This window comes from Blastococcus sp. SYSU DS1021 (assembly GCF_054050995.1).
Window position 1 is genome coordinate 101,520 of the sequence record NZ_JBJHAL010000008.1, and the last position, 22,571, is coordinate 124,090.

Genomic DNA, 22,571 nt, shown 5'->3' on the forward strand with positions numbered 1-22,571 from the left:
GCCCGCCGCTCAGTGGCCTGGGAACGGCGAGAGCCCCCGACCGGGTGGTCGGGGGCTCTCGATCGCGTAGCCCCGAAGGGATTCGAACCCTCGCTACCGCCGTGAGAGGGCGGCGTCCTGGGCCGCTAGACGACGGGGCCGTGCTGTGTCACTGCCGTACTGCAAGAGGAACCAGGCTTCCTCGCTGGGGTACCAGGACTCGAACCTAGACTAACGGAACCAGAAACCGTCGGGCTGCCAATTACCCCATACCCCATGGGTAGCACCTCGCGGCGCCGGAAAGAACTGTACCCGACGCTGCGCGGGCGGGTGGCACCACCCCCCGGTCGGCGGGTCAGCCGGCCGGGGCGGGCGCCGCGCCCCCCCCCGGTCGGCGGGTCAGCCGGCCGGGGCGGGCGCCGCGGCCCGCGGGAGGCGCAGGTCCAGCGCGGGCGTGTGCAGCTCCGGCCGCGCCCGCCGCCGCCACCGGGCGACGAGCAGGACGTAGCCGCCGAAGCCGACCGCGGTGAGCGTGAGCGACACCGGAACCAGCCCCGCCGGCACCACGTCCGTGGCCACGGCATCACCCAGCAGCGCCACCAGCAGGAACAGCACCACGTTGTTGACCGCGTGCAGGACGACCGCGGCCTCGAGGCCGCCGGTCAGCCAGACGACGGCGGAGGCGGCCAGGGCGAAGGCGAAGCGGTCGAGGAACGTGGCGAGGTCCGGCGGGAGGTGCGCGAGGGAGAAGAGCGCGCCGGTGACCACCGCGGCCACCACGGCACCGACGCGCGGGCTGCGGATCCAGCCGGCGATCGCCTGGCTCAGGTAGCCGCGGAACAGGTACTCCTCGGCCGCGGACTGCAGCGGTGTGGTGAGCAGGACGACAGCCAGCAACCAGCCCCACGAGGGGACCGGTCCCGTCACCTCGACCTCCTCCGCGGTGATCCCCAGGAGCACGGAGAGGCCGATCACGACCCCGATCGAGGCCAGCGCCAGCAGCGTCAGCCGGGGCAGCAGCCGCCACCGGAACCGGGCGAGCACCGACGACGACCAGCCGGGGCGCATGCCGTGCGCCACCGCCCAGGCCAGCCACACCACCGGGATGCCCACGGCCAGGGTCGCGTTGGTGACCAGCAGCGTGCCCGGGTCGGTGAGCTCGATCAGGGCCAGGTCGGGGCTGAGGCCGGTGAGAATGCCGATCACGCCGAGCAGCGCGCCGGCCACCAGGAAGACCACCCCCAGCAGGAGCAGCCCCAGCAGCGGCCGCCACCAGGCCCAGTCGCGGGTCCGCATGATGCGCAGGTAGGGCTGCGGGACGTCGTGCGGCGGTGTGCCCGGCGGGAGGGCCCAGCCGGCCGGGGGAAAGGGCGCCGGGGGGAAAGGAGGCTGCGGGAACGGGCCCGGGGCATACCCACCCGGCGGGAACGGACCCGGGGCGTACCCACCCGGGGGGAACGGACCCGGGGCGTACGCACCCGAGGGGAACGGACCCGGGGCGTACGCACCCGGCGGGAACGGCGCGGGCGGCTGCGGCCAGGGCGGGACCGGGAACCGCCCGGGGTCCGGCCGCAGGGTCGGTGGCGGTCCGGCGTACGGCTCGTCGGCCGGACCGCCACCGGTCCCCGGGAAGGTCATCCCGCCGTCGCCACCGTGCGGGCCGCCGCGAGCCGGGCCATCGTCCGCTCGCGCCCGAGCAGTTCCATCGACTCGTACAGCGGCGGGGACACCGTGCGCCCGCTGACGGCGACCCGCACCGGCCCGAAGGCCTGCCGCGGCTTGCGCCCCAGGCCCTCGACCAGCGCGTCCTTGAGCGCCTGCTCGATGGCCGGGGTGGTCCACTCCGGCAGCTCGCGCAGCGCCGCCTCCGCCGCGTCCAGCACCTCGACCGCGCTGTCCCCCGCGAGCTGCTTCTCCGCCGCCTGTGGGTCGATGGTGACCTCGTCGACGAACAGGAAGCCCAGCAGCCCGACGGCCTCGGAGAGCACCACCATGCGCTCCTGGGCCAGCGGCGCGATCGCCCGCAGCACCGACTCCTGCTCGGCGGTGGGCGGCTCGGCGACCAGCCCGGCGCCCGCCAGGTACGGCACCACCCGGGCGGTGAACTCCTCGACCGGCAGGGAACGCAGGTGGGTGGCGTTGATCGCCTCTGCCTTCTTCAGGTCGAACCGCGCCGCGTTCGCGTTCACCTTCGTGACGTCGAACGCCTCCACCATCTCCGCGACCGAGAAGATGTCGCGGTCCTCGGCGATCGACCAGCCCAGCAGCGCCAGGTAGTTGACCAGCCCCTCCGGGAGGAAGCCGCGCTCCCGGTAGACGTCGAGGTTGGACGTGGGATCGCGCTTGGACAGCTTCTTGGTGCCCTCGCCGGTGACCAGCGGGAGGTGGCCGAACCGGGGGGTGCCCTGCGCAACGCCGATGTCGGTGAGCGCCGCGTACAGGGCCAGCTGGCGCGGGGTCGAGGGCAGCAGGTCCTCGCCGCGGAGGACGTCGGTGATGCCCATCAGGGCGTCGTCGACCGGGTTCACGAAGGGGTAGAGCGGGGCGCCGTTGCCGCGCACGAGCACGAAGTCGGGCACCGCACCCGCGGCGAAGCGCACCTCGCCGCGGACCAGGTCGGTCCAGCTGAGGTCCTCGTCGGGCATCTTCAGCCGCAGTACCGGGGACCGGCCCTCGTCGCGGAAGGCCTGCTTCTGGGCGTCGGTGAGGAACCGGTCATGGTTGTCGTAGCCGAGCTTGGGGTCCTCGCCGGCGGCGCGGCGCCGGGCGTCGACCTCCTCGTTGGTCGAGAACGACTCGTAGGCGTGGCCGGCCTCGAGCAGCTTCGCGGCCACCTCCCGGTAGACGTCGAGCCGCTCGGACTGCCGGTACGGGCCGTTCGGGCCCCCGACCTCCGGCCCCTCGTCCCAGTCCAGCCCGAGCCAGCGCAGGCTGTCGAGCAGGTGCCGGTAGGACTCCTCGGAGTCGCGGGCGGCGTCGGTGTCCTCGATGCGGAAGACGAACGTGCCGCCGTGGTGGCGGGCGTGCGCCCAGTTGAAGAGGGCCGTGCGGATCAGCCCGACGTGGACCAGCCCGGTCGGCGACGGGCAGAAGCGGGTGCGCACGGTCATCGGGCGCCACCGGCGGTCGAGACGGCGTCGGCCGCCGTCACGGTGTTGGTCAGCGTGCCGAGGCCCTGGATGCTGCACGCCACGGTCTGGCCGGGGCGGATCGGGCCCACGCCCGAGGGGGTGCCGGTGAGCACCACGTCGCCGGGCAGCAGCGTCATCACCTGCGAGATGTAGGAGATGAGCGTGGGGACGGCGAAGAGCAGCTGGCTGGTGCGCCCGGACTGGCGGCGCTCGCCGTCGACGTCGCAGGTCACCTCCAGGTCGCCGGCGTCGAGGCCGATGCCGGCCAGATCGGTCTCGATCCACGGCCCGAGCGGGCAGAAGGAGTCGAAGCCCTTGGCGCGGGTCCACTGCCCGTCGCTCCGCTGCATGTCCCGCTCGGTGACGTCGTTGCCGATCGTGTAGCCGAACACGCTGCCCAGCGCCTGCTCCGGCGTGACGTTGCGGGCCCCGCGGGCGCCGATCACCACAGCGAGCTCCACCTCGTGGTGCACGTTCGTGCTGCCGGGCGGGATGCGGATGGCGTCGCCGGGGCCGATGACCGACGTCGAGGGCTTGAGGAACAGCAGCGGTTCCTTCGGGGCCTCCCCGGTGTTCATCTCCTTGACGTGCTCGGCGTAGTTCTTCCCGACGCACACGACCTTGCTCGGCAGGATCGGCGAGAGCAGCCGGATGTCGGCCTGCGCGTAGCGGGTACCGGTGAAGGAGATCTGGCCGAAGGGGTGGCCCTCGATCTGGGCGACCTGGCCGTCCCCGTCGAGGACGCCGAAGGACATGCCCTGAGGAGAGGCGAAACGGACGATGCGCACGAGCCGAGGTTAGTCGCGCGCCGTTCTGCCTATCGTCCGCCCATGGCCTGCCGGTTCAGCGAACTCGTCCTCGACAGCCGGGACCCCGAGTCCCTCGCCGCCTTCTGGGCGGCGGTGCTGGGCTACCGGGTGCTGGGACGGGAGGAGAACGGCGAGGTCGAGATCGGGCCCGAGGCGGGATTCGGCGGGCCGGCGCCCACGCTCATCTTCCAGCCGGTGACCGAGCCCACCCCGGGCAAGGTGCGGCTGCACATCGACGTCAACCCGACCGACCGCGACCAGGCCGCCGAGCTGCAACGGCTGCTCGACCTGGGCGCGACACCGGCCGACGTCGGGCAGTCCGGCGACGAGAGCTTCCACGTGCTGGCCGACCCGGAGGGCAACGAGTTCTGCCTGCTGAGGACGCGGCTGGAGCCGCTGTAGGCAGCGCCGCTCCGCCCGTCAGGGGGACGGCAACTGGCCGCGGTATCGCGGCGAGTGGGGCCCGGAGGGTCCCGGGCAGCCGCGACGGAGCCGCTCCGCCCGTCAGGGGGACGGCAACTGGCCGCGGTGTCGGCCGGAGGCCGACAATGTGACCGTGATCCTGATCGTCGTGAAGTTCCCCGTCCGTCCCGAGCGCGCCGACGAGTGGACCGGGCTGGCCGCCGACTACGCCCGCGCGGTGAATGCCGAGGAGGGCTCGCTGTTCTTCGAGTGGTCGCGGAGCCTGGAGGAGCCCGACACCTACGTCTGCGTCGAGGGCTTCCGCGACGCAGACGCGGGCGCTGCCCACGTGGCCACCGACGCCTTCAAGCGCTTCGTCGAGCAGGCGCCGGACCTGGTGTCGGCGCAGCCGCAGATCATCTACGTGGACGCGCCCGAGGTCGCCGGGTGGGGCCCGATGGGTGAGATCCAGCCGCGCTGACAGCTCAGGTGCGGCCCTTCCTGCTGCTGTCCTCCCGCCCGGAGGACGAGGCAGCCGACGAGGAGTACGCCTCGTTCCTGCGGTGCACCGCGCTGCCTGCCCGGCGCCTGCACCGGATCCGCTTGGAGACGGGGCCGCTGCCTGCGATCGACCTCGACGACTACGCGGGCGTCTTCCTCGGCGGCGGACCGTTCAACTCCTCCGACGAGGAGAAGTCGGCCGTACAGGTGCGGGTGGAGCGCGAGGTCGGCGGCCTGCTCGACGAGATCGTCGACCGGGACCTGCCGTTCTTCGGCGCCTGCTACGGGATCGGCACCCTCGGCACCCACCAGGGCGGGGTGGTGGACCGCGCGTTCGGCGAGCCGGTGTCGGCGGTGGAGGTGACGGTGACCCCGGAGGGGCGGGAGGACCCGCTGCTGGCCGGGGTTCCCGACCGGTTCGCGGCCTTCGTCGGCCACAAGGAGGCATGCCGCGTCCTCCCACCGACCGCGGTGCTGCTGGCCTCGTCCGAGACCTGCCCGGTGCAGATGTTCAAGGTGAAGGAGAACGTCTACGCCACGCAGTTCCACCCGGAGCTCGACGTGGCGGGGATCGTCCAGCGGGTGCGCATCTACCAGCACGCCGGCTACTTCGCGCCGAGCGAGGTGGAGGCGGTCGTCGAACGGCTGACCCCCGCGGTGGTGACCGCGCCCGGCCGACTGCTGGCGAACTTCGTCGCCCGCTACGGCTGAGGCCGGCGGATCACCGCGTAGGTGAGCGCGTCGACGAGCGCGTGCCACGACGCCTCCACGATGTTGGCGTGGACGCCGACGGTGGTCCACTCCCCCACCCCGTCGGTGGTGTCGATGAGCACGCGGGTGGTGGCGCTCGTGCCGCCCTTCCACCCCAGGATGCGGACCTTGTAGTCGGCCAGGGAGACGTCGGCCAGCTGCGGGTAGCGGTGCACCAGCGCCTGGCGGAGCGCGTTGTCCAGGGCGTTCACCGGGCCGTTGCCCTCGCCGGTGCTGATGATCCGCTCGCCGTCGACGTGCACCTTGACCGTCGCCTCGCTGACGACGACGCCGTTGCCCCAGTGCTCGACGGAGGTGCGGTAGCTCTCCAGCTCGAACAGGGGCGGCGGCGCCTCCGGCAGCTGGGCGCGCAGCAGCAGCTCGAAGGAGGCGTCGGCGGCCTCGAAGGACCAGCCGTCGGCCTCCAGCACCTTGACCTGGTCCACGACCCGGCCGATGGCGTCGGACTGGCCGGAGAGGTCCACGCCCAGCTCGCGCCCCTTCAGCTCGACCGACGCCCGGCCGGCCATCTCCGTGACCAGGATGCGCATGTCGTTGCCGACCACCGCGGGGTCGAGGTGGTTGTACAGCTCCGGGCTGACCTTGATCGCGCTGGCGTGCAGCCCCGCCTTGTGCGCGAACGCCGAGGCGCCCACGTAGGGCTGGTGGTCGTCGGGGGCGATGTTGGCCAGTTCGGCGATCGCGTGGCTGACCCGCTGCAGCTCCGGGAGGCACTCGGCGGGCACCGCGGGGATGCCCATCTTGGTGACCAGGTTGGCGATCAGCGCGAACGTGTCGGCGTTGCCGGCCCGCTCCCCGTAGCCGTTCGCCGTCCCCTGCACGTGGGTGACGCCGGCCTCGACCGCGGCCAGGGTGTTGGCCACGGCGCACCCGGTGTCGTCCTGGCAGTGGATGCCCAGCTTGCCGTCCACGCGGGATGCCACGTCGGCGACCACACGCCCCACCCCCATGGGCAGCATGCCGCCGTTCGTGTCGCACAGGACGCCCACCTCCGCCCCGGCGTCGAACGCCGCCTGCAGCACGCGCACCCCGTAGTCCGGGTCGGCGGCGTAGCCGTCGAAGAAGTGCTCGCAGTCGAGGAACACCCGCCGGCCGGCGGCGACGAAGAAGGCGACGGTGTCGGCCACCATCGCCAGGTTCTCCTCCAGGGTGGTGCGCAGCGCCTCCCGCACGTGCCGCACGTCGGACTTCGCCACCAGGCAGACCACCGGCGTCTCCGCGTCGAGCAGGGCGCGGACCTGCGGGTCGTCGGCCACCGCGACGCCAGCCTTGCGGGTGGACCCGAACGCCACCAGCTGGGCGTGCTCGAGCTTCAGCTCGGTCCGCGCCCGGGCGAAGAACTCGGTGTCCTTGGGGAGGGCACCCGGCCAGCCACCCTCGATGTACCCGACCCCGATCTCGTCGAGCAGCCGGGCCACCGCCAGCTTGTCGGCGACCGAGTAGCTGACCCCCTCCCGCTGGGCGCCGTCGCGCAGCGTGGTGTCGAAGACGTGGAAGTCGGTCTCGGTGGTCACGGTGTCTCCCGGGGATGGCGAGGGCCGAACACGAAAAAGACCCCCCGGGTACGGGAGGTCTGCGCGCAGTCGGGGAGGTGACTGCGCGCTAGGCGATGATGATCGTGCCGCTGGTGTGCATCGCCGACCATGAAAGCACGGGAGGCGCGGTGCGCGGCACCCCCGTCCCGGAAACCGGGCGACGGGCCACCGCCTGCGCTGGTACCCACTCCTGGTGATCCCGACCGAGTGGACCCCCGTGCACCGCCCCGTCGACGGCGAGCTGGTGGGCTGGCTGGCACCCGACGGCGCCGCCGGCCAGGTGCGCCCGGTGCTGCCCACCGGCGCTCCCCTGGCCGGCCCCCGGTCCCCCGGCGACGCCGCGGCGCTGCTGCGCACCGAGGGGCTGCGCGCACTGGACCGGCGGTGGTGGGCCCGGCTGCCCGAGCCGTTCCCCGCCGGCACCGTCGCGGCCGGGGAGCCGGGCGAGGACTGGACCTGGCAGCCGGTCGTGCTGGTGGAGTCCTCCCCCGCCGGCTGCACGGTGCGCCCGGAGTGGCCCGCCCCGGGCGAGACCGGGCGCGCCGTCCTCCCGGTGCCGGTCGGCGACCTGCTGCGCGAGCAGCCTCCGGAGGGCTGAGACGTCACCCCCGGTCGGGGACCCGGGCGCGCAGCCGGTCGCTGAACTCGACGTCGTAGGGCAGACCCCGGAGGTCCTCCGCGACGACCTCGACACCCGCGGCGCGCAGCAGCTCGGCGAGCCATTCCCAGGGGTGGTCCTCGCCGGTGTCCTCCGCATCGTCCGGGAGCACGGTCGTGCGCACGTCGTCGGCCAGGTGCGCGAGGGTCAGGCCCTGCCACGGGTCCGCACCGCCGCCGAGCGTGAACCCCCGCTCGTCGTGCAGCCGGATGCGGCGCCCGTCCGCCAGGACGGCGAACTCCTCGACGCGGAACGAGATGCCGCCCGGATCGAGGACCGGCTCGTCGGGGGCCGGCACGTACGGCGCGTACCCCCACCGCGAGGTGGCGCGCTCGCCCGCCCGCGCGTCGTCGCCCTCGGCGCCGGCGAGCAGCCGTCGGCGGGCTTCCTCCTCGGTCACCAGGTCGCACCATGCGCCCAGCCCGACCACCGGCGTCCCCACGACCCGACCGTAGCGCCGGCCGGAAGGTCAGCCGCCGGCGAGGGCGGCGAGCCTGTCGCCGACGTCGGACGTGCGGATCGTCGCCCGCGGGTCGCGGGTGGACAGGTCGAAGGCGACGGCGGCGTCCACCTTGCGCGCCTGCTCGGTACGGCCCAGGTGCTCCAGCAGCAGCCCGACCGAGAGCACGGTCGCGGTCGGGTCCGCGATGCCCTGACCGGCGATGTCGGGGGCGGAGCCGTGCACCGGCTCGAACATGCTCGGGTTGGCCCCCGAGGCGTCGAGGTTGCCGCTGGCCGCCAGGCCGATGCCCCCGGTCACGGCGGCTGCGACGTCGGTGACGATGTCGCCGAAGAGGTTGTCGGTGACGATGACGTCGTAGCGGCCCGGGTCGGTGATGAAGAACATCGACGCGGCGTCGACGTGCTGGTAGGCGACGGTGACCTCAGGGAACTCGACCGACACCTCCTCCACGATCCGCGACCAGAGCCCGCCGGCGTGGGTCAGCACGTTGGTCTTGTGGATCAGCGTCAGGTGCTTGCGCGGGCGCGCCACGGCCCGCTCGAACGCGTAGCGGACGACCCGCTCCACCCCGAAGGCGGTGTTGAGGCTGACCTCGGTGGCGATCTCCTGCGCGGTGTCCTTGCGCAGCACACCGCCGTTGCCGACGTAGGGACCCTCGGTCCCCTCGCGGACGCACAGCATGTCGATCGGGCCGGGCTCGACCAGCGGGCTGCGCACACCGTCGAACAGCTTCGCCGGGCGCAGGTTGACGTGGTGGTCCAGCTCGAAGCGCAGCCGCAGCAGGAGCCCGCGCTCGAGGATGCCCGGGGGCACGCTCGGGTCACCGATGGCACCGAGCAGGATCGCGTCGTGCCGGCGCAGCTCGTCGAGCACCGTGTCGGGCAGCAGCTCCCCCGTCCGCTGCCACCGCGCGGCACCCAGGTCGTAGGGGGTCGTCTCCAGGTCGGGGGCGACCGCGCGGAGGACCTTGAGTCCCTCCGCCACGACCTCGGGTCCGATGCCGTCTCCGGGGATCACTGCCAGGCGCATGGGAAGGGACCCTAGGTCAGGGGGTGGGGTGTTCGGCGGGCCGGGCCGCGCGTGGCCCCACCCCGCCGGGTCCTTGCCCCCGTGTGGGCGCACCGACATCCTGGGCACCGAAGCCGGCACGGGCCGGCCCCGACGGAGGAGAACAGTGAGCCAGTCCGACGACCAGGGTCGAAACGATCCCCAGTCCTCCGCTCCTGGGAACGGGCAGGACCACGGCCAGCCCCCGTACGGGCAGCAGCAGCACGGGCAGCCCCAGCACGGTCAGCAGCAACACGGGCAGGGCCAGTACGGGCAGCAGCAGTACGGGCAACCCCAGTACGGGCAGCACCAGTACGGGCAGAGCCCCTACGGCCAGCCCCAGTACGGGCAGCCCCAGTACGGGGAGCAGCAGTACGGGGAGCAGCAGTTCGGGCAGAGCCCCTACGGCCAGCCGGGGTACGGCACGCCGGCCCCCTACGGTCAGCAGTACCCGCAGCCGTACGGCCCGTACGGCGCTCCCGGCGTCCCCGCCAAGCCGGCCGGCGTGATCACCGCGGCCGTGCTCGGTTTCGTCTACGGCGCCATCGGGCTGCTGGTCACCTTCTTCCTCTTCGTCGTGGGCGCGGCCGCCAGCGGCGCCGGCGGCGGGCTGGACGAGGAGATCCCCGGCTTCGGGGCGGTGACCGGTGCCGTCGGGGGCGTGCTGATCGGCTTCGGTGTGCTGGCCCTGGCCTGGACCGTCGTCATGATCTGGGGGGCGGTCTGGGCCCTCACCGGTCGCAGCCGGGTGCCGCTGCTGGTCGGCGGTTCGATCGCCCTGGCCTTCACCACCATCGGCCTGCTCGGCACCCTGGCCGACGGCACCGCCGGCGATGTCGTGGTGAACCTGATCTTCTTCCTGGCTGCCCTGGCGATCGTCGTCCTGCTGGCCATGAAGCCGGCCACGCAGTTCTTCGCCGCGCACCGCTACCGGCGTACCGGTCACTGAACCGGGTGCTTCCGGCCGGAACGGCCCGTTCCGGTCTGCCGGGCCCCCCTGCAGGTGTGAGGATTGCTACAACCCGCGTCCGTCGGCCCCGACGGATCCCTCGAGCAGGAGGTAGCTGCGATGTCCGGCCCCACGCCCGGTTCCGATCCCGACCACCCGCAGGGAGGGTCGCCGCAGGGGCAGCCCGGCTGGGGCCCGCCGCCCGGCCAGCAGCCCGGCCAGGGCTACGGTCAGGGCCAGGGCTACGGCCAGGGGTACGGCCAGGGGTACGGCCAGCAGCCCGGTGGCTACCCCGCCGCCCCGGCCGGCTACGGGCAGGCGCCCGCCGGCCAGCGCCCGGGTCAGGTGACGGCGGCCGCCGTCATCGGGGTGGTCATCGGCGGGCTCGGGACCCTCGGCGGACTGCTGACCCTCTTCGCGATCGGTGCGGTCTTCGAGGTCGACGCCCTGCTGGGCATCCTGGCGCTGCTGTCGTTCGCGGCCGCCGTCGTCCTGCTGATCGGCGGCATCCAGGTGCTGCGTGGCCAGGACCCGAAGCTGCTCCTCCTCGGCAGCTACGCGTCGATCGGCCTGCAGCTGCTGTACCTGCTCTGGAGCCTGGTGCAGGAGGAGGGCTTCATCTTCACCGGGCTGCTCGGCTTCGTGCTGCCGGTCCTCATCGTCGTGCTGCTGCGCAGCGGCCAGTCCCAGCAGTACTTCGCGGCCCGGGGCCAGTCCGTCTGAGTCCCCACCCCACGCGAGACGGCCCCCGCTGCGTGCGCAGCGGGGGCCGTGGTCGTCGTGCGGCCCGGATCAGTTGCGGGCGGCCGTACCGGTGTAGTCGTCGGACGCCGAGACCCAGCTCATCAGCCCACGCAGCTTGCGCCCGGTCTCCTCGATCGGGTGCGCCTCGGCGGCGGCCCGCTTGGCCTTGAAGTCGGGCGCGCCGGCGTCCTGGTCGGCGATGAAGGCCGCGGCCCAGGAGCCGTCCTTGATCGCGCCGAGGACCTCCTTCATCGACTCCTTGACCCGGGCGTCGATGACCTTGGGCCCGGAGGTGTAGTCGCCGTACTCGGCGGTGTCGGACACCGACCAGCGCTGCTTGGCGATGCCGCCCTCGTACATGAGGTCGACGATCAGCTTCAGCTCGTGCAGGCACTCGAAGTAGGCGACCTCCGGCTGGTAGCCGGCCTCGGTCAGCGTCTCGAACCCGGCGGTGATCAGCGCGCTGGCGCCACCGCACAGGACGGCCTGCTCACCGAACAGGTCGGTCTCGGTCTCCTCGGCGAAGGTGGTCTTGATGACGCCGGCGCGGGTGCCCCCGATCCCCTTCGCGTACGAGAGCGCGAGCGCCTGCGCGCTGCCGCTGGCGTCCTGTTCCACGGCGATCAGGCAGGGCACGCCCTTGCCGTTCTCGAACTCGCGGCGCACCAGGTGGCCGGGGCCCTTCGGGGCGACCATCGCGACGTCGACACCGGCCGGGGGCTTGATGTACCCGAACCGGATGTTGAAGCCGTGGCCGAAGAACAGCGCGTCGCCGTCCTGCAGGTTGGGCTCCACCGACTCGGCGTAGAGGTGCCGCTGCACGTGGTCCGGCGCCAGGATCATGATCAGGTCGGCCTCGGCGGCCGCCTCGGCGGGCGTGACCACCCGCAGCCCCTCGGCCTCGGCCTTCGCCCGGCTCTTGGACCCCTCGGGCAGGCCGACGCGGACGTCGACGCCGGAGTCGCGCAGCGACAGCGCGTGGGCGTGCCCCTGGCTGCCGTAGCCCAGGACGGCGACGGTCCGCCCCTGGATGATCGAGAGGTCGGCGTCGTCGTCGTAGAAGATCTCGGCGGCCATGCTGGTGGTTGTTCCCTTCGGTAGGTGACGTGCTGGAACGGCCCCGTCGCAGGGGCCCGCGGCGTGCGGAGCGCGTCGTGGGGGGCGACGGGGTCCTTGCTCAGGCGGTGCGCTCGACCGGGCGCAAGGTACCGGCGCCGGACATCGCCCGCGGCCCCCGGCCCAGGGCGACGGTCCCCGACTGGGCCATCTCCTTGATCCCGAGGGGGGCGAGCACGGCCAGCAGGGCCTGGAGCTTGTCGGGCGTCCCGGTGGCCTCGAGGGTCACCGTGTCGGGGTTGACGTCGACGACGCGGGCGCGGAACAGCTCGGCGGTCTGCAGCACCTGGGTGCGCTCGGCCATCGGCGCGCGCACCTTCACGAGCAGCAGCTCGCGCTGCACGGCGGCCTCGCCGTCCAGCTCGACGATCTTGATGATCTCGATCAGCTTGTTCAGCTGCTTGGTGATCTGCTCGAGCGGCTGGCTCTCCGCGTCCACGACGATCGTCATGCGGGACAGGTCGGGGTTCTCGGTCGGCCCGACGGCGAGGGACTCGATGTTGAAGCCGCGACGGCTGAACAGCGCCGAGACGCGGGCCAGCACACCCGACTTGTTCTCGACGAGGACCGACAGTGTGTGACGGGACATGGGTGCGCTCCTCAGACCTGGCCGTCGCCGAAGACCGGGCGCAGGTCGCGCGCGGCCAGGATCGCGTCGTTGCTGGCGCCGGCGGCGACCATCGGCCACACCTGGGCGTCGGCCCCGACGACGAAGTCGATGACCACCGGCGCGTCGTTGATGGCCATGGCCTTCTCGATGACGGCGTCGACGTCGTCCTTGCTCTCGCACCGCAGCCCGACGCAGCCCAGCGCCTCCGCCAGGGCGACGAAGTCGGGGATGCGCACCGGCTTGGGGGTGCCGTCGGGGTTGCGCGCGTGCAGCCTCGTGTTGGAGTAGCGACCCTCGTAGAACAGGGTCTGCCACTGCCGGACCATGCCGAGGTTGCCGTTGTTGATGACGGCGACCTTCACCGGGATGCCCTCGATGGCGCAGGTGGCGAGCTCCTGGTTGGTCATCTGGAAGCAGCCGTCGCCGTCGATGGCCCACACGGTCGTGTCGGGGCAGCCGTACTTGGCGCCCATCGCCGCCGGGACGGCGTAGCCCATGGTCCCGAGGCCGCCGCTGTTGAGCCACGTGCCCGGCTTCTCGTAGCTGATGAACTGGGCCGCCCACATCTGGTGCTGGCCGACGCCGGAGGTGTAGATCGCGTCCGGACCGGCGATCGCACCCAGCCGCTCGATGACGTACTGCGGCGACAGCGCGCCGTCCTCGGGCCAGTCGTAGCCGAGCGGGTAGCGCTCGCGCCAGTCGTCGAGCTGCGCCCACCACGCCGCCAGGTCCGGCGTGCGGCCGGCCGCGTGCTCGGCGCGCAGGGCCTCGACCAGCTGCGCGATGGTCTCCTTGGCGTCGCCCACGATCGGCACGTCGGCCTTGCGGTTCTTGCCGATCTCGGCGGGGTCGATGTCTGCGTGGACGACCAGGGCGCCGGGCGCGAAGCTGGAGAGCTCGCCGGTCACCCGGTCGTCGAACCGCGCCCCGAGCGCCACGATCACGTCGGACTTCTGCAGGGCGGTCACCGCCGCGACCGTGCCGTGCATGCCCGGCATGCCCAGGTGCTGGGGGCTGCTGTCGGGGAACGCCCCCCGGGCCATCAGGGTGGTGACGACGGGGGCGCCGGTCAGCTCGGCGAGCTCGGCCAGCTCCGCGGTCGCCTGCGCCTTGAGCACCCCGCCGCCGACGTAGAGGACCGGGCGACGGGCGCCGGCGATCAGGCCGGCCGCCTCGCGGACCTGCTTGCCGTGCGGGCGCGTCGTCGGCTTGTAGCCCGGGAGGTCGAGCCGGGGCGGCCAGGTGAAGTCGGTGGTCGCCTGCAGGACGTCCTTGGGGATGTCGACCAGGACGGGGCCGGGGCGGCCGGTGGAGGCGAGGTGGAACGCCTCGGCGATGCGCTGCGGGATCTCCTCCGCCGTCGTCACCAGGAAGTTGTGCTTGGTCACCGGCATCGTGATGCCGCGGATGTCCGCCTCCTGGAAGGCGTCGGTGCCGATGGCCGCGCTCGGGACCTGGCCGGTGATCGCCACGATCGGGACCGAGTCCATGTAGGCGTCGGCGAGCGGGGTCACCAGGTTGGTGGCGCCGGGGCCGGAGGTGGCCATGCAGACGCCGACCCGGCCGGTGGCCTGGGCGTACCCGGTGGCCGCGTGCCCGGCGCCCTGCTCGTGCCGGACGAGGACGTGGTGGACGTGCGAGTCGAACAGCGGGTCGTACGCCGGGAGGATCGCCCCGCCGGGGATGCCGAAGACGACGTCGACGCCGACCGCCTCGAGGGACCGGACGAGGCTCTGCGCGCCGGTGATGCCGGTGGCCGGCTGGGCGGCGGCCTCGGCCACGGAGCGGGCCGTGGTCTCGACGCCGGTCAGCGCGGCGGCGGCCTCGCGGGTGGCGGCCTCGGAGTGGGGGGCCTCGTTCGGGGTGCTGGTCATCGCGCGGATCTCCTGTGCCTTGCGGCGTGGTGCGGGCTGGTGCGACGGGCGGCGTGCTCGCTGTGCGGCGGATCACGGCCAACAAAAAACCCCTCGTGCCCCGGGCACGAAGGGTCAGCGCGTCGGTCGGTGACCGGACGCGCTAGGCGAGTACGAGGACGCCGAGGGTGCGGGCGTCGGCGAGCATGAGGGTGCGAGGCACGGGGACACTGTGCGCCTGCCGACGCCCCTGCGTCAACCGCCGCGTCCCACCAGGTGGACACCGGCGTCCAGATTCGGCGGTCCCGGCTCGGCCGCGTCGAGGATGGAGTCGTCGAACGAGGCGAGCAGCGCCCGCAGTTCCGCGAACGGCATCGGCCGCCCGAAGAGGTAGCCCTGCAGGTAGCGGCAGTCCATGGCCTGCAGGTGGGCCATCTGCGCCTCGGTCTCCACGCCCTCCGCGACGACGTCCATGCCGAGCGTGCGGCCGAGCTCCACGACGGCGGCCACGAGCACGCGCCCCCGGGGACCGGTCTCGATGCCGGCCACGAACTCGCGGTCCATCTTCAGGATCTGCACCGGCAACCGCGCCAGGTAGGCCAGCGAGGACCACCCCCGCCCGAAGTCGTCCAGGGAGAGGACGACGCCCATGCCGCGGAGCGTCTCGAGGTCGCCGAGCACCCCTTCGTGCACGTCCAGCAGCACGGACTCGGTGATCTCCAGGACCAGCTTGCCGGCGGGCAGCTGGGCGGCGGTGAGCGCGGCGGCCACGTCCGGTGCCAGGCAGCCGGCCTGCAGGTGGCGCACCGAGACGTTCACGCCCATCTGCACGTCCCAGCCGTCGGCCAGGAGCACGGCCGCGTGCTCCGTCGCCACCCCGAGCACCCAGCGCTGGAGCGGCACGATCAGCCCGTCCTCCTCGGCCAGCGGGATGAACTCGTCCGGCGGCACGGTGCCCAGGAGCGGGTGCTCCCAGCGCACGAGCGCCTCCAGCCCGAGCACCCGGCGGTCGTGCACCCCGACGACGGGCTGGTACAGCACGCGCAGCTGGCCCTCGGCGAGCGCCGTGGGCAGGTCCCGGGCCAGCCGGGTGCGGCGGACCAGCGCCGCGTCGATCGCCTCGCCCGAGGAGCGCACGCAGCGCTTGCCCGCAGCCTTGGCCGCCCGCAGGGCGAGATCGGCCTGCCGGACGGTGTCCGACGCGTCGGCGACGGGATCGAGCTCGGCCAGGCCGATGCTCCCCGAGACGGCGAACCGCGGGCCGCTGCCCTGCCCGTCGGCCGACGGCGCACGGAACGGTCGGTCCAGCGCCACGACCAGCCGCTCGGCGAGCCCGGTCGCCTCTCCGAGCCCCCCGGGCACCAGCAGCGCGAACTCGTCCCCGCCGAGGCGGGCGACGAGGTCCTGCGCGCGGGCGCCGTCGCGCAGCTGGTCGGCCACCTGGACGAGCAGCTGGTCGCCGGCCTCGTGCCCGGCGACGTCGTTGACGGCCTTGAAGCCGTCGAGGTCGACCAGCAGCACGCAGCCCGCGTGCCCCTCGGCGGCGCGTACCCGCGCGTCCTCCAGGGCGGCGAGGAACCGGGCGCGGTTGGGCAGCCCGGTCAGGTAGTCGGTGTAGGCCATGCGCTCCAGCTCCCGCTGGGTGGTCCGGCGAGCGGTGACGTCGCGCAGGTGGAGGACCAGGCCCTCCCGCAGCCCGGTCCCCGGCACCCCGGCCCGCGCGGCACCGGCGAGCTCGACGTCGCGCCGGTCCCCGCCGCGGGTGCGCAGCCGCACGGTCGGCGGCAGTGCGGCGGGGTCCGCCGGCACCCGTCCGCCGAGCACGTCCTCGAGCACCACGTGGTCGTCGGGGTCGACCAGGTCGGCCAGCAGGCGACCGGTGAGCTCCCGCTCGGGCCACCCGAGCTGACCGTCGGCCGCGCCGGAGACCCAGCGGACCCGGCCGCCGCCGTCCAGCACCACGGTGACGTCCTCGGCGCTGGCGGCCAGCGCGCGGAAGTAGGCCTCGGTCTGCAGCAGCCGGCGGGTGAGCCGCCCACCGTCGACCACCCACAGCAGGCTGCGGATCGAGGTGCAGACCATGAGCAACCCGATCGCCACCTGCTCGAGCCGGGTGAACACGTGCCCGGCGCTCAGCACCACGATGACCACGCCGGCGACCCCGTAGGCCGACGCGTGGCTGACGGCCAGGCCGAACAGCGGCAGGCCGTCGGCATCCCTGCCCTGCGCGGGGAGCCGCCCGGGGTCGGTGTCCACGGCGCGGACGCCGGCGGCGAGCATCCCCGACCAGGCGATGCTGACCAGCAGGTCCGCGGGCCGCTCCCCCAGCACATGGGCCAAGGCGGGCGCGACCCCGAGGACCGCCGTCCCCACCGCCGCGACCAGCAGCCACACCGCCGGGCGCCGGCGGGACGCGGGCGCCCGGGTGACGACCACGAGCGCCACCGCGCACAGCAGCGCACCCGCGGCGGGGTACCCCATGTTCTGCAGCACGCCGGTGACGCCGCCGCCGCGGACGCCCGACCGGGAGAGCACGAGCCCGGTGAGGAGCACGACCGCGACCAGCACGATGGCGCCGTCGAGCAGCTCCCGCACGCCGGCCCGCCCGCTCCGGCGCGGCAGCAGCAGGAGGCAGGCCGCGAGGCCGAGCGGCAGCGCGAGCACCTGCGGGACGTGGACCAGCGCGCCGTCCACGGTGCCGAGGAGGCGGCCGGCGGCCAGCAGCACGCCGGCCGCCGCCACCGCCTGCCACGGCCGGCGGGCGGCGGGGTCCAGCCGGGCCGCGTGCCTCCGGACGACGAGGGCGGTGGCGAGTGCTGCGCCCGCGAGGAGGACGGTCAGCAGGCGTTCGGCGCCCGCACCCAGGCCGGGCCGGGCGATACCGCCGCACAGCGCCAGCACGGCGAGCGCGACGTAGAGGAACACCGACTCCCGCCGCTCCCGCGCGGACGCGGCCGACGGCAGCAGGCCGATCGGGCAGGTGCGCAGCGGCGCGGCGAACGGGAGCGCCGCGAACGGCTCGGGCACCGACGGCGCACCGCCGTCCCGTCGCCGCGCGTCGGAGTCCACGACCCTCTGGTCGGCAAGGACCCCGGGGCGGTGGAGCTGCCACCGTCCCGGGGTCACCCCAAGGGGGGGGGTCAGCCGCAGATGGCGCCCTGGGCGGCCGAACCGACGAGCTTGGCGTACTTGCCGAGCACGCCGGTGGTGTAGCGCGGCGGCAGCGGCTCCCAGCCCTCGGCCCGGCGGGCCAGCTCGTCGGCGTCGACCAGCAGGTCCAGCGTGCGGGTCGTCAGGTCCAGCCGGATGCGGTCGCCGTCGCGCACGAAGGCGATCGGGCCCCCGTCGGTCGCCTCCGGGGCGACGTGGCCGATGCACAGGCCGGTGGTGCCGCCGGAGAACCGGCCGTCGGTGAGCAGCAGGACGTCCTTGCCGAGTCCGGCGCCCTTGATCGCGCCGGTGACCGCGAGCATCTCGCGCATGCCCGGGCCGCCCCGGGGGCCCTCGTAGCGGATGACGACGACGTCGCCGGCCTGCAGCGTGCCCTCGGTGACGGCGTCCATGGCCCCCTGCTCGCCGTCGAACACGCGGGCGGTGCCCTCGAACACGTCGGCGTCGAAGCCGGCCGACTTCACGACCGCGCCCTCGGGGGCCAGCGAACCGCGGAGCACCGAGAGCCCACCGGTCGCGTGGATCGGGTCGTTCATCGCGTGGATGATCGCGCCGTCGGGGTCCGGCGGGGCGATGTCGGCCAGGTTCTCGGCCATCGTCTTCCCGGTGACGGTGAGCACGTCGCCGTGCAGCAGACCGGCGTCCAGGAGGGCGCGCAGGACCACCGGGACCCCGCCGACGCGGTCGACGTCGGTCATGACGAACCGGCCGAAGGGCTTGACGTCGGCCAGGAGCGGGGTGCGGTCGCCGATCCGGTTGAAGTCCTCGAGCTCGAGGTCCACCTGCGCCTCGTGCGCGATCGCCATGAGGTGCAGGACGGCGTTGGTCGAGCCGCCGAGCGCCATGACCACGGTGATCGCGTTCTCGAACGCCTTCTTCGTCATGATCTGGCGCGCGGTGATGCCCTTGCGCAGCAGGTTGACCACCGCCTCACCGGAGGCGACCGCGTATGCGTCGCGCCGGTTGTCGGGGGCCGGCGGGGCGGCGCTGCCGGGCAGCGCCATGCCCAGGGCCTCGGCGACGCTGGCCATCGTGTTGGCGGTGTACATGCCCCCGCACGAGCCCTGGCCGGGGCAGGCGGCCCGCTCGATCGCGTCGAGCTCGTCCTGGGTGATCAGCCCGCGGGCGCAGGCCCCGACGCCCTCGAAGACGTCGATGATCGTCAGGTCCCGGTCACCGAGCTTGCCCGGCATCGTGGAGCCCGAGTAGAGGAAGACGCTGGCCAGGTCCAGGCGCGCGGCGGCCATGAGCATGCCCGGCAGGGACTTGTCGCAGCCGGCCAGCAGCACCGAGCCGTCCAGCCGCTCGGCGAACATGACGGTCTCGACCGAGTCGGCGATGACCTCGCGGGACACCAGCGAGGCGCGCATGCCCTCGTGGCCCATGGAGATGCCGTCGGAGACCGAGATGGTGCCGAACTCCAGCGGGAAGCCGCCGGCGGCGTGCACCCCCTCCTTGGCCCGCTTGGCCAGCCGGTCCAGCGACAGGTTGCACGGGGTGATCTCGTTCCAGGAGGACGCGACGCCGATCTGCGGCTTGGCGAAGTCGTCGTCCCCCATCCCGACCGCACGCAGCATTGCGCGCGCCGGGGCCTTCGCCAGCCCGTCGGTCACCTCGTAGCTGCGGGGCTTGAGCGGGCTGTGCGTCGCGCTCGCTGGCTCGTTTCCGGGGATGAGGTCCTCGCCGATCGTCACGAGCGGCGATGGTAGGCCCGTCGCCGGACCGACCGGGGGGCGCGGGTGGGAGGATCGCCCTCCGTGACCCCTCCTGCCCGCTTCCGGATGAACCGGAGCGCGCTGCTGCCCGTGATCCTGCTGGCCCTCGGCATCCTCCCCACCGCCCTCGTGAGCCCGTGGACCCTCCTGCTGCTGCTGGTCCCGGTGGCGGTGGCCGCCTGGGTCCTGCGGACCGGCGTCGACGTCGACGACCGCGGCATCACCGCACGCTCGCTCGTGGGATCCCGGACCGTGCCCTGGCCCGAGCTGGCGGGCATCCGTCTCGGCCGGCGGGGCGAGCTGTGGCTGGTGACGACGAGGTCGACCGAGGTGCGGCTGCCGGTGCTGCGGGTGCGTGACCTGCCCCGCCTGGCCGCTGCCTCGGGCGGGCGCCTCGACGATCCTTCCGCCCGCCCCGTGGGTCAGTAGTCGCCGACGACGTTGGCCAGCGGCCGACCCGCGAGGATCCGGCCGATCTGCTCGGTGACCGCCGCCGTGGCCCGCTCACGGGTCGCCGGCACCTCCCCGCCGACGTGCGGGGTGAGCAGCAGGTTCGCCGCACCCCACAGCGGGTGGCCCGCCGGGAGCGGCTCGGGATCGGTGACGTCGAGGGCCGCGCGCAGTCGCCCGGACGAGAGCTCGGCCAGCAGGGCCCCCGTGTCCACGACCGGCCCGCGCGCCGCGTTCACCAGCAGGGCACCGTCGGGCATGGCGGCCAGGAAGCGCGAGTCGACCAGCCCGGTGGTCTCCGGGGTCAGGGGGACGAGCAGCACGACGACGTCGGCTGCGGGCAGCAGCTCCGGCAGCTCGGCCACCGTGCGCACGCCCTCGCGCGGGCGGCGGGCCACGTAGGTCAGCCGCACGTCGAAGCCGGCGAGCATCCGGCCCACCGTGAGCGCGATGTCGCCGGCGCCGACGACCAGCACCCGCGCGCCGACCAGTGACCGGTGCGTGGCGAACGACCACCGTCCGGCCTCCTGCTCACGGACGAAGAACGGCAGCCCGCGCTGGGCAGCGAGAGTCGCCGCCACGACCCATTCGGCGGTCGCCGGGGTGTGCGCGCCCCGGGCGTTGCAGAGCACGACGCCCTCGGGCATGCGCCCGGCGAACCCCTCCGCCCCGGCGCTGGTCAGCTGCACCAGCCGCAGCCGCGGCAACGCGTCGAGGAAGCCGTCCGGCGGCGGCGCGGAGCCACCGCCGGCCACCCAGACCTGGGCCTGCGCGGGCTCGCCGCGGGGCGGGCCGTCCGCCGGCGTCACCCGGTGCGCCCGCACCCGCGGCGACAGCGCCTCCACCACCTCCGCCAGGCGCCGGGAGGGCACCAGCACGTGCAGCGTCTCGTCGGCCGTCAGCTCGAGCGTCGTCACCGCCTCACGCTAGCCAGCCCCGGTCGCACGCGCGCACGCCGACAGCGCATCCGCCGCACGTACCCTGGGCCCGGTGAGACCGAGGAGGGCGCGGAGCGCGCCGCGGGTGGTCACCGCACTCCTCGCCGGAGTGCTGCTGGCCGGCTGCGGCGGGGGCGGCTACGAGCCCGCCGGCCCGTTCCGGCCGCTGCCGGAAGCCCCCCCGCCCCAGGTGGGTCCGCCCCCGGCAACCCTGCCGCCGCCGGCGGACCCCGCCCAGCCGGGCTCGGGCGAGGAGGTCGGCGACCCCAACGTCGTCGCCACCGGGCTCAGCGTGCCCACGGGACTGGTCGTGCTGCCCGACGGGTCGGCGATCGTGGGCGAGCGGGACACCGGCCGCCTGCTGCAGGTCTTCCCCGACCGGTCGCCGGCGCGGGAGCTCATGACCGTTCCGGAGCTGGACACCAGTGGTGACGGCGGGCTCCTGGGCCTCGCCCTCTCCCCCACCTTCGCGGAGGACGGGCTGCTGTTCGCCTACGTCACCACCGCGACCGACAACCGCGTCGTGCGGTTCCCCGTCGGCGGGACGCCGAACCCGGTGCTGACCGGCATCCCGCGCGGTGAGACGGGCAACGGCGGCGGCCTGCTCACCGGAGCCGACGGCCACCTCTACGTCGGCACCGGGGACGCCGGGGACCCGGCGCTCGCCGCCGACCCGGACTCGCTGGCCGGCAAGGTGCTGCGCATCGACGTCTTCGGGCGCGCGGTCGGTGGGAGCAGCCCGGTGCACAGCCGGGGGTACCGCGACGTGACGGCACTCTGCCAGGACGGCGAGCGGCTCTACGCCACCGACGAGTCACGGCAGGGCCCCGACGAGGTCGACGTCGTCCAGGAGGGGGGCGTCGGCACGCTCCTGCTGCCGATCCCGGCCGAGGAGGGCGGTCTCGGCGGCTGCGCGGCGGCGAACGGCACGGTGTTCCTGGGCGCGCTCGACGGGCAGCGGGTGCACGTGATCACGCTCGACGAGAACGGCGTCCCGGTCGAGGGGGCCGCCGACGAGGTGCTCGTCGGCAGCTACGGCCGGCTGCGCACCGTCGTCCTCGACCCCGAGGGCGCGCTCTGGGTGACGACGTCCAACCGCGACGGCCTCGGCACCCCCGCCGACGACGACGACAAGGTGCTGCGGATCCGTCCCCCCGGCGGCCAGCCGAATTCGCCGCTGTAGGGATCAGCGCACGAACCGGTGGACGACGTGCAGCCGGGAGTCGATCGGGTTGTCCGGGGTCAGCTCCCCCTCCGCGTACCAGGTCGCGCCCGCCCGCCGCAGCGCCCGCCAGGAGGCCTCGTTGGCCGCCACCACCGGCACCAGGACGTCGTGTGCGTCGGGGTGGTCGGCGAAGCCGCGCGCCACGGCCGCCGCGATCAGCGCGGCACCGAGCCCCCGGCCGCGGGCCGACGGCTCCCCCACCAGGTAGTCGATGCTCAGCGCCCCCGGCGGCACGGGGCACACCGCGCTGAGCTCGGCGAGGGACTCCGGCTCGCCGTCGAAGCGGTAGACCTGCACCAGCCCGAACGGCTCGCCGTCGTGCACGCCGAGGTACACCGAGGTGGCGTCGGTGCCGTCGATGCTGGGCCCGTACTGCGCCTCCACCGCTGCGGGGTCGTCGTCCCACCACCGCGCCACGAGAGGCTCGGCGAGCCATCGGGCCAGCAGTGGGAGGTCCGACCGCCGCAGCGGCCGCAGCACCACCTCGGGCAGCTCCACTCCGCA

General features: G+C 74.0%; 20 protein-coding genes, 2 tRNA genes and 1 pseudogene. 8 read left to right on the forward strand and 15 right to left on the reverse strand.

The window, feature by feature from the left end; all coding sequences use genetic code 11:
- Positions 1 to 67 precede the first annotated feature (67 nt).
- From ACI8AP_RS08195 to ACI8AP_RS08215, 5 genes are all read right to left on the reverse strand, one after another.
- Positions 68 to 140 (reverse strand) — tRNA-Glu (locus ACI8AP_RS08195).
- A 44-nt stretch (positions 141 to 184) separates the two neighbouring features.
- Positions 185 to 256: transfer RNA gene (locus tag ACI8AP_RS08200), tRNA-Gln, on the reverse strand.
- Positions 257 to 378: 122 nt separating this feature from the next.
- Complete coding sequence (locus ACI8AP_RS08205) at positions 379 to 1,275, reverse strand: CPBP family intramembrane glutamic endopeptidase (protein WP_456588845.1); 897 nt, start codon at positions 1,273 to 1,275, stop codon at positions 379 to 381.
- A gap of 338 nt (positions 1,276 to 1,613) precedes the next feature.
- The gene (gltX, locus tag ACI8AP_RS08210) at positions 1,614 to 3,089 is read right to left on the reverse strand and encodes a glutamate--tRNA ligase (protein WP_456588846.1); all 1,476 of its coding nucleotides are present in this window, start codon (positions 3,087 to 3,089) and stop codon (positions 1,614 to 1,616) included.
- A complete protein-coding gene (locus ACI8AP_RS08215) occupies positions 3,086 to 3,898 on the reverse strand; it encodes a fumarylacetoacetate hydrolase family protein (protein WP_456588847.1) in 813 nt (270 codons plus the stop codon). Before ACI8AP_RS08215 ends, gltX begins: the two co-directional genes overlap by 4 nt.
- A 42-nt stretch (positions 3,899 to 3,940) precedes the next feature.
- On the opposite strand from ACI8AP_RS08215, the gene ACI8AP_RS08220 reads away from it, so the two are divergent.
- The 3 genes from ACI8AP_RS08220 to ACI8AP_RS08230 all read left to right on the forward strand — a co-directional run bounded on the left by ACI8AP_RS08220 (position 3,941) and on the right by ACI8AP_RS08230 (position 5,533).
- Positions 3,941 to 4,321 (forward strand): VOC family protein, encoded by a 381-nt coding sequence (locus ACI8AP_RS08220; RefSeq protein WP_456588848.1) that lies wholly within the window; start codon positions 3,941 to 3,943, stop codon positions 4,319 to 4,321.
- 154 nt (positions 4,322 to 4,475) lie between these two features.
- Positions 4,476 to 4,802 (forward strand): putative quinol monooxygenase, encoded by a 327-nt coding sequence (locus ACI8AP_RS08225; protein WP_456588849.1) that lies wholly within the window; start codon positions 4,476 to 4,478, stop codon positions 4,800 to 4,802.
- Positions 4,803 to 4,810: 8 nt separating this feature from the next.
- Complete coding sequence (locus ACI8AP_RS08230) at positions 4,811 to 5,533, forward strand: glutamine amidotransferase (protein ID WP_456588850.1); 723 nt, start codon at positions 4,811 to 4,813, stop codon at positions 5,531 to 5,533.
- On the opposite strand, the gene cimA is transcribed toward ACI8AP_RS08230, so the two are convergent.
- Positions 5,524 to 7,107, reverse strand: a complete 1,584-nt coding sequence (gene cimA / locus ACI8AP_RS08235; RefSeq protein WP_456588851.1) for a citramalate synthase — start codon at positions 7,105 to 7,107, stop codon at positions 5,524 to 5,526. The two genes, ACI8AP_RS08230 and cimA, sit on opposite strands and share 10 nt — an antisense overlap.
- A 214-nt stretch (positions 7,108 to 7,321) precedes the next feature.
- Here cimA and ACI8AP_RS08240 point away from each other — a divergent pair, with 214 nt between their 5' ends.
- Positions 7,322 to 7,726, forward strand: a complete 405-nt coding sequence (locus ACI8AP_RS08240) for a hypothetical protein (protein ID WP_456588852.1) — start codon at positions 7,322 to 7,324, stop codon at positions 7,724 to 7,726.
- A 4-nt stretch (positions 7,727 to 7,730) separates the two neighbouring features.
- Here the strand turns inward: ACI8AP_RS08240 and ACI8AP_RS08245 are convergent, their stop codons facing one another.
- Positions 7,731 to 8,228, reverse strand: coding sequence for a hypothetical protein (locus tag ACI8AP_RS08245; protein WP_456588853.1), 498 nt, complete (start codon positions 8,226 to 8,228; stop codon positions 7,731 to 7,733).
- Between the two features lie 27 nt (positions 8,229 to 8,255).
- Positions 8,256 to 9,278: a 3-isopropylmalate dehydrogenase gene (locus ACI8AP_RS08250; RefSeq protein ID WP_456588854.1), complete on the reverse strand. Its 1,023-nt coding sequence runs from the start codon at positions 9,276 to 9,278 to the stop codon at positions 8,256 to 8,258.
- Between the two features lie 145 nt (positions 9,279 to 9,423).
- Here ACI8AP_RS08250 and ACI8AP_RS08255 point away from each other — a divergent pair, with 145 nt between their 5' ends.
- Both ACI8AP_RS08255 and ACI8AP_RS08260 read left to right on the forward strand, forming a co-directional pair.
- A complete protein-coding gene (locus tag ACI8AP_RS08255; RefSeq protein ID WP_456588855.1) occupies positions 9,424 to 10,245 on the forward strand; it encodes a hypothetical protein in 822 nt (273 codons plus the stop codon).
- Between the two features lie 120 nt (positions 10,246 to 10,365).
- On the forward strand, positions 10,366 to 10,968 hold the full coding sequence (locus tag ACI8AP_RS08260; RefSeq protein WP_456588856.1) for a hypothetical protein: 603 nt from the start codon (positions 10,366 to 10,368) through the stop codon (positions 10,966 to 10,968).
- A gap of 69 nt (positions 10,969 to 11,037) precedes the next feature.
- Here the strand turns inward: ACI8AP_RS08260 and ilvC are convergent.
- From ilvC to ilvD, 5 genes and pseudogenes are all read right to left on the reverse strand, one after another.
- A pseudogene (gene ilvC / locus ACI8AP_RS08265) lies at positions 11,038 to 12,084 on the reverse strand (ketol-acid reductoisomerase); the annotation flags it as partial.
- 82 nt (positions 12,085 to 12,166) lie between these two features.
- Positions 12,167 to 12,694: an acetolactate synthase small subunit gene (ilvN, locus tag ACI8AP_RS08270; protein ID WP_091933248.1), complete on the reverse strand. Its 528-nt coding sequence runs from the start codon at positions 12,692 to 12,694 to the stop codon at positions 12,167 to 12,169.
- An 11-nt stretch (positions 12,695 to 12,705) separates the two neighbouring features.
- Positions 12,706 to 14,589, reverse strand: a complete 1,884-nt coding sequence (locus ACI8AP_RS08275) for an acetolactate synthase large subunit (RefSeq protein WP_456588857.1) — start codon at positions 14,587 to 14,589, stop codon at positions 12,706 to 12,708.
- A 234-nt stretch (positions 14,590 to 14,823) separates the two neighbouring features.
- Positions 14,824 to 17,637: a putative bifunctional diguanylate cyclase/phosphodiesterase gene (locus tag ACI8AP_RS08280; RefSeq protein ID WP_456588858.1), complete on the reverse strand. Its 2,814-nt coding sequence runs from the start codon at positions 17,635 to 17,637 to the stop codon at positions 14,824 to 14,826.
- 71 nt (positions 17,638 to 17,708) lie between these two features.
- The gene (ilvD, locus tag ACI8AP_RS08285) at positions 17,709 to 19,433 is read right to left on the reverse strand and encodes a dihydroxy-acid dehydratase (RefSeq protein WP_456588859.1); all 1,725 of its coding nucleotides are present in this window, start codon (positions 19,431 to 19,433) and stop codon (positions 17,709 to 17,711) included.
- 63 nt (positions 19,434 to 19,496) lie between these two features.
- On the opposite strand from ilvD, the gene ACI8AP_RS08290 reads away from it, so the two are divergent.
- Positions 19,497 to 19,883: a PH domain-containing protein gene (locus ACI8AP_RS08290; RefSeq protein ID WP_456588860.1), complete on the forward strand. Its 387-nt coding sequence runs from the start codon at positions 19,497 to 19,499 to the stop codon at positions 19,881 to 19,883.
- On the opposite strand, the gene ACI8AP_RS08295 is transcribed toward ACI8AP_RS08290, so the two are convergent.
- Positions 19,877 to 20,821: a 2-hydroxyacid dehydrogenase gene (locus tag ACI8AP_RS08295; RefSeq protein ID WP_456588861.1), complete on the reverse strand. Its 945-nt coding sequence runs from the start codon at positions 20,819 to 20,821 to the stop codon at positions 19,877 to 19,879. The genes ACI8AP_RS08290 and ACI8AP_RS08295 overlap by 7 nt on opposite strands.
- A gap of 73 nt (positions 20,822 to 20,894) precedes the next feature.
- On the opposite strand from ACI8AP_RS08295, the gene ACI8AP_RS08300 reads away from it, so the two are divergent.
- Complete coding sequence (locus ACI8AP_RS08300; protein WP_456588862.1) at positions 20,895 to 22,025, forward strand: PQQ-dependent sugar dehydrogenase; 1,131 nt, start codon at positions 20,895 to 20,897, stop codon at positions 22,023 to 22,025.
- A gap of 3 nt (positions 22,026 to 22,028) precedes the next feature.
- Here ACI8AP_RS08300 and ACI8AP_RS08305 read toward each other — a convergent pair whose 3' ends face one another.
- Positions 22,029 to 22,565, reverse strand: coding sequence for a GNAT family N-acetyltransferase (locus ACI8AP_RS08305; RefSeq protein WP_456588863.1), 537 nt, complete (start codon positions 22,563 to 22,565; stop codon positions 22,029 to 22,031).
- Between the last annotated feature and the right edge of the window lie 6 nt (positions 22,566 to 22,571).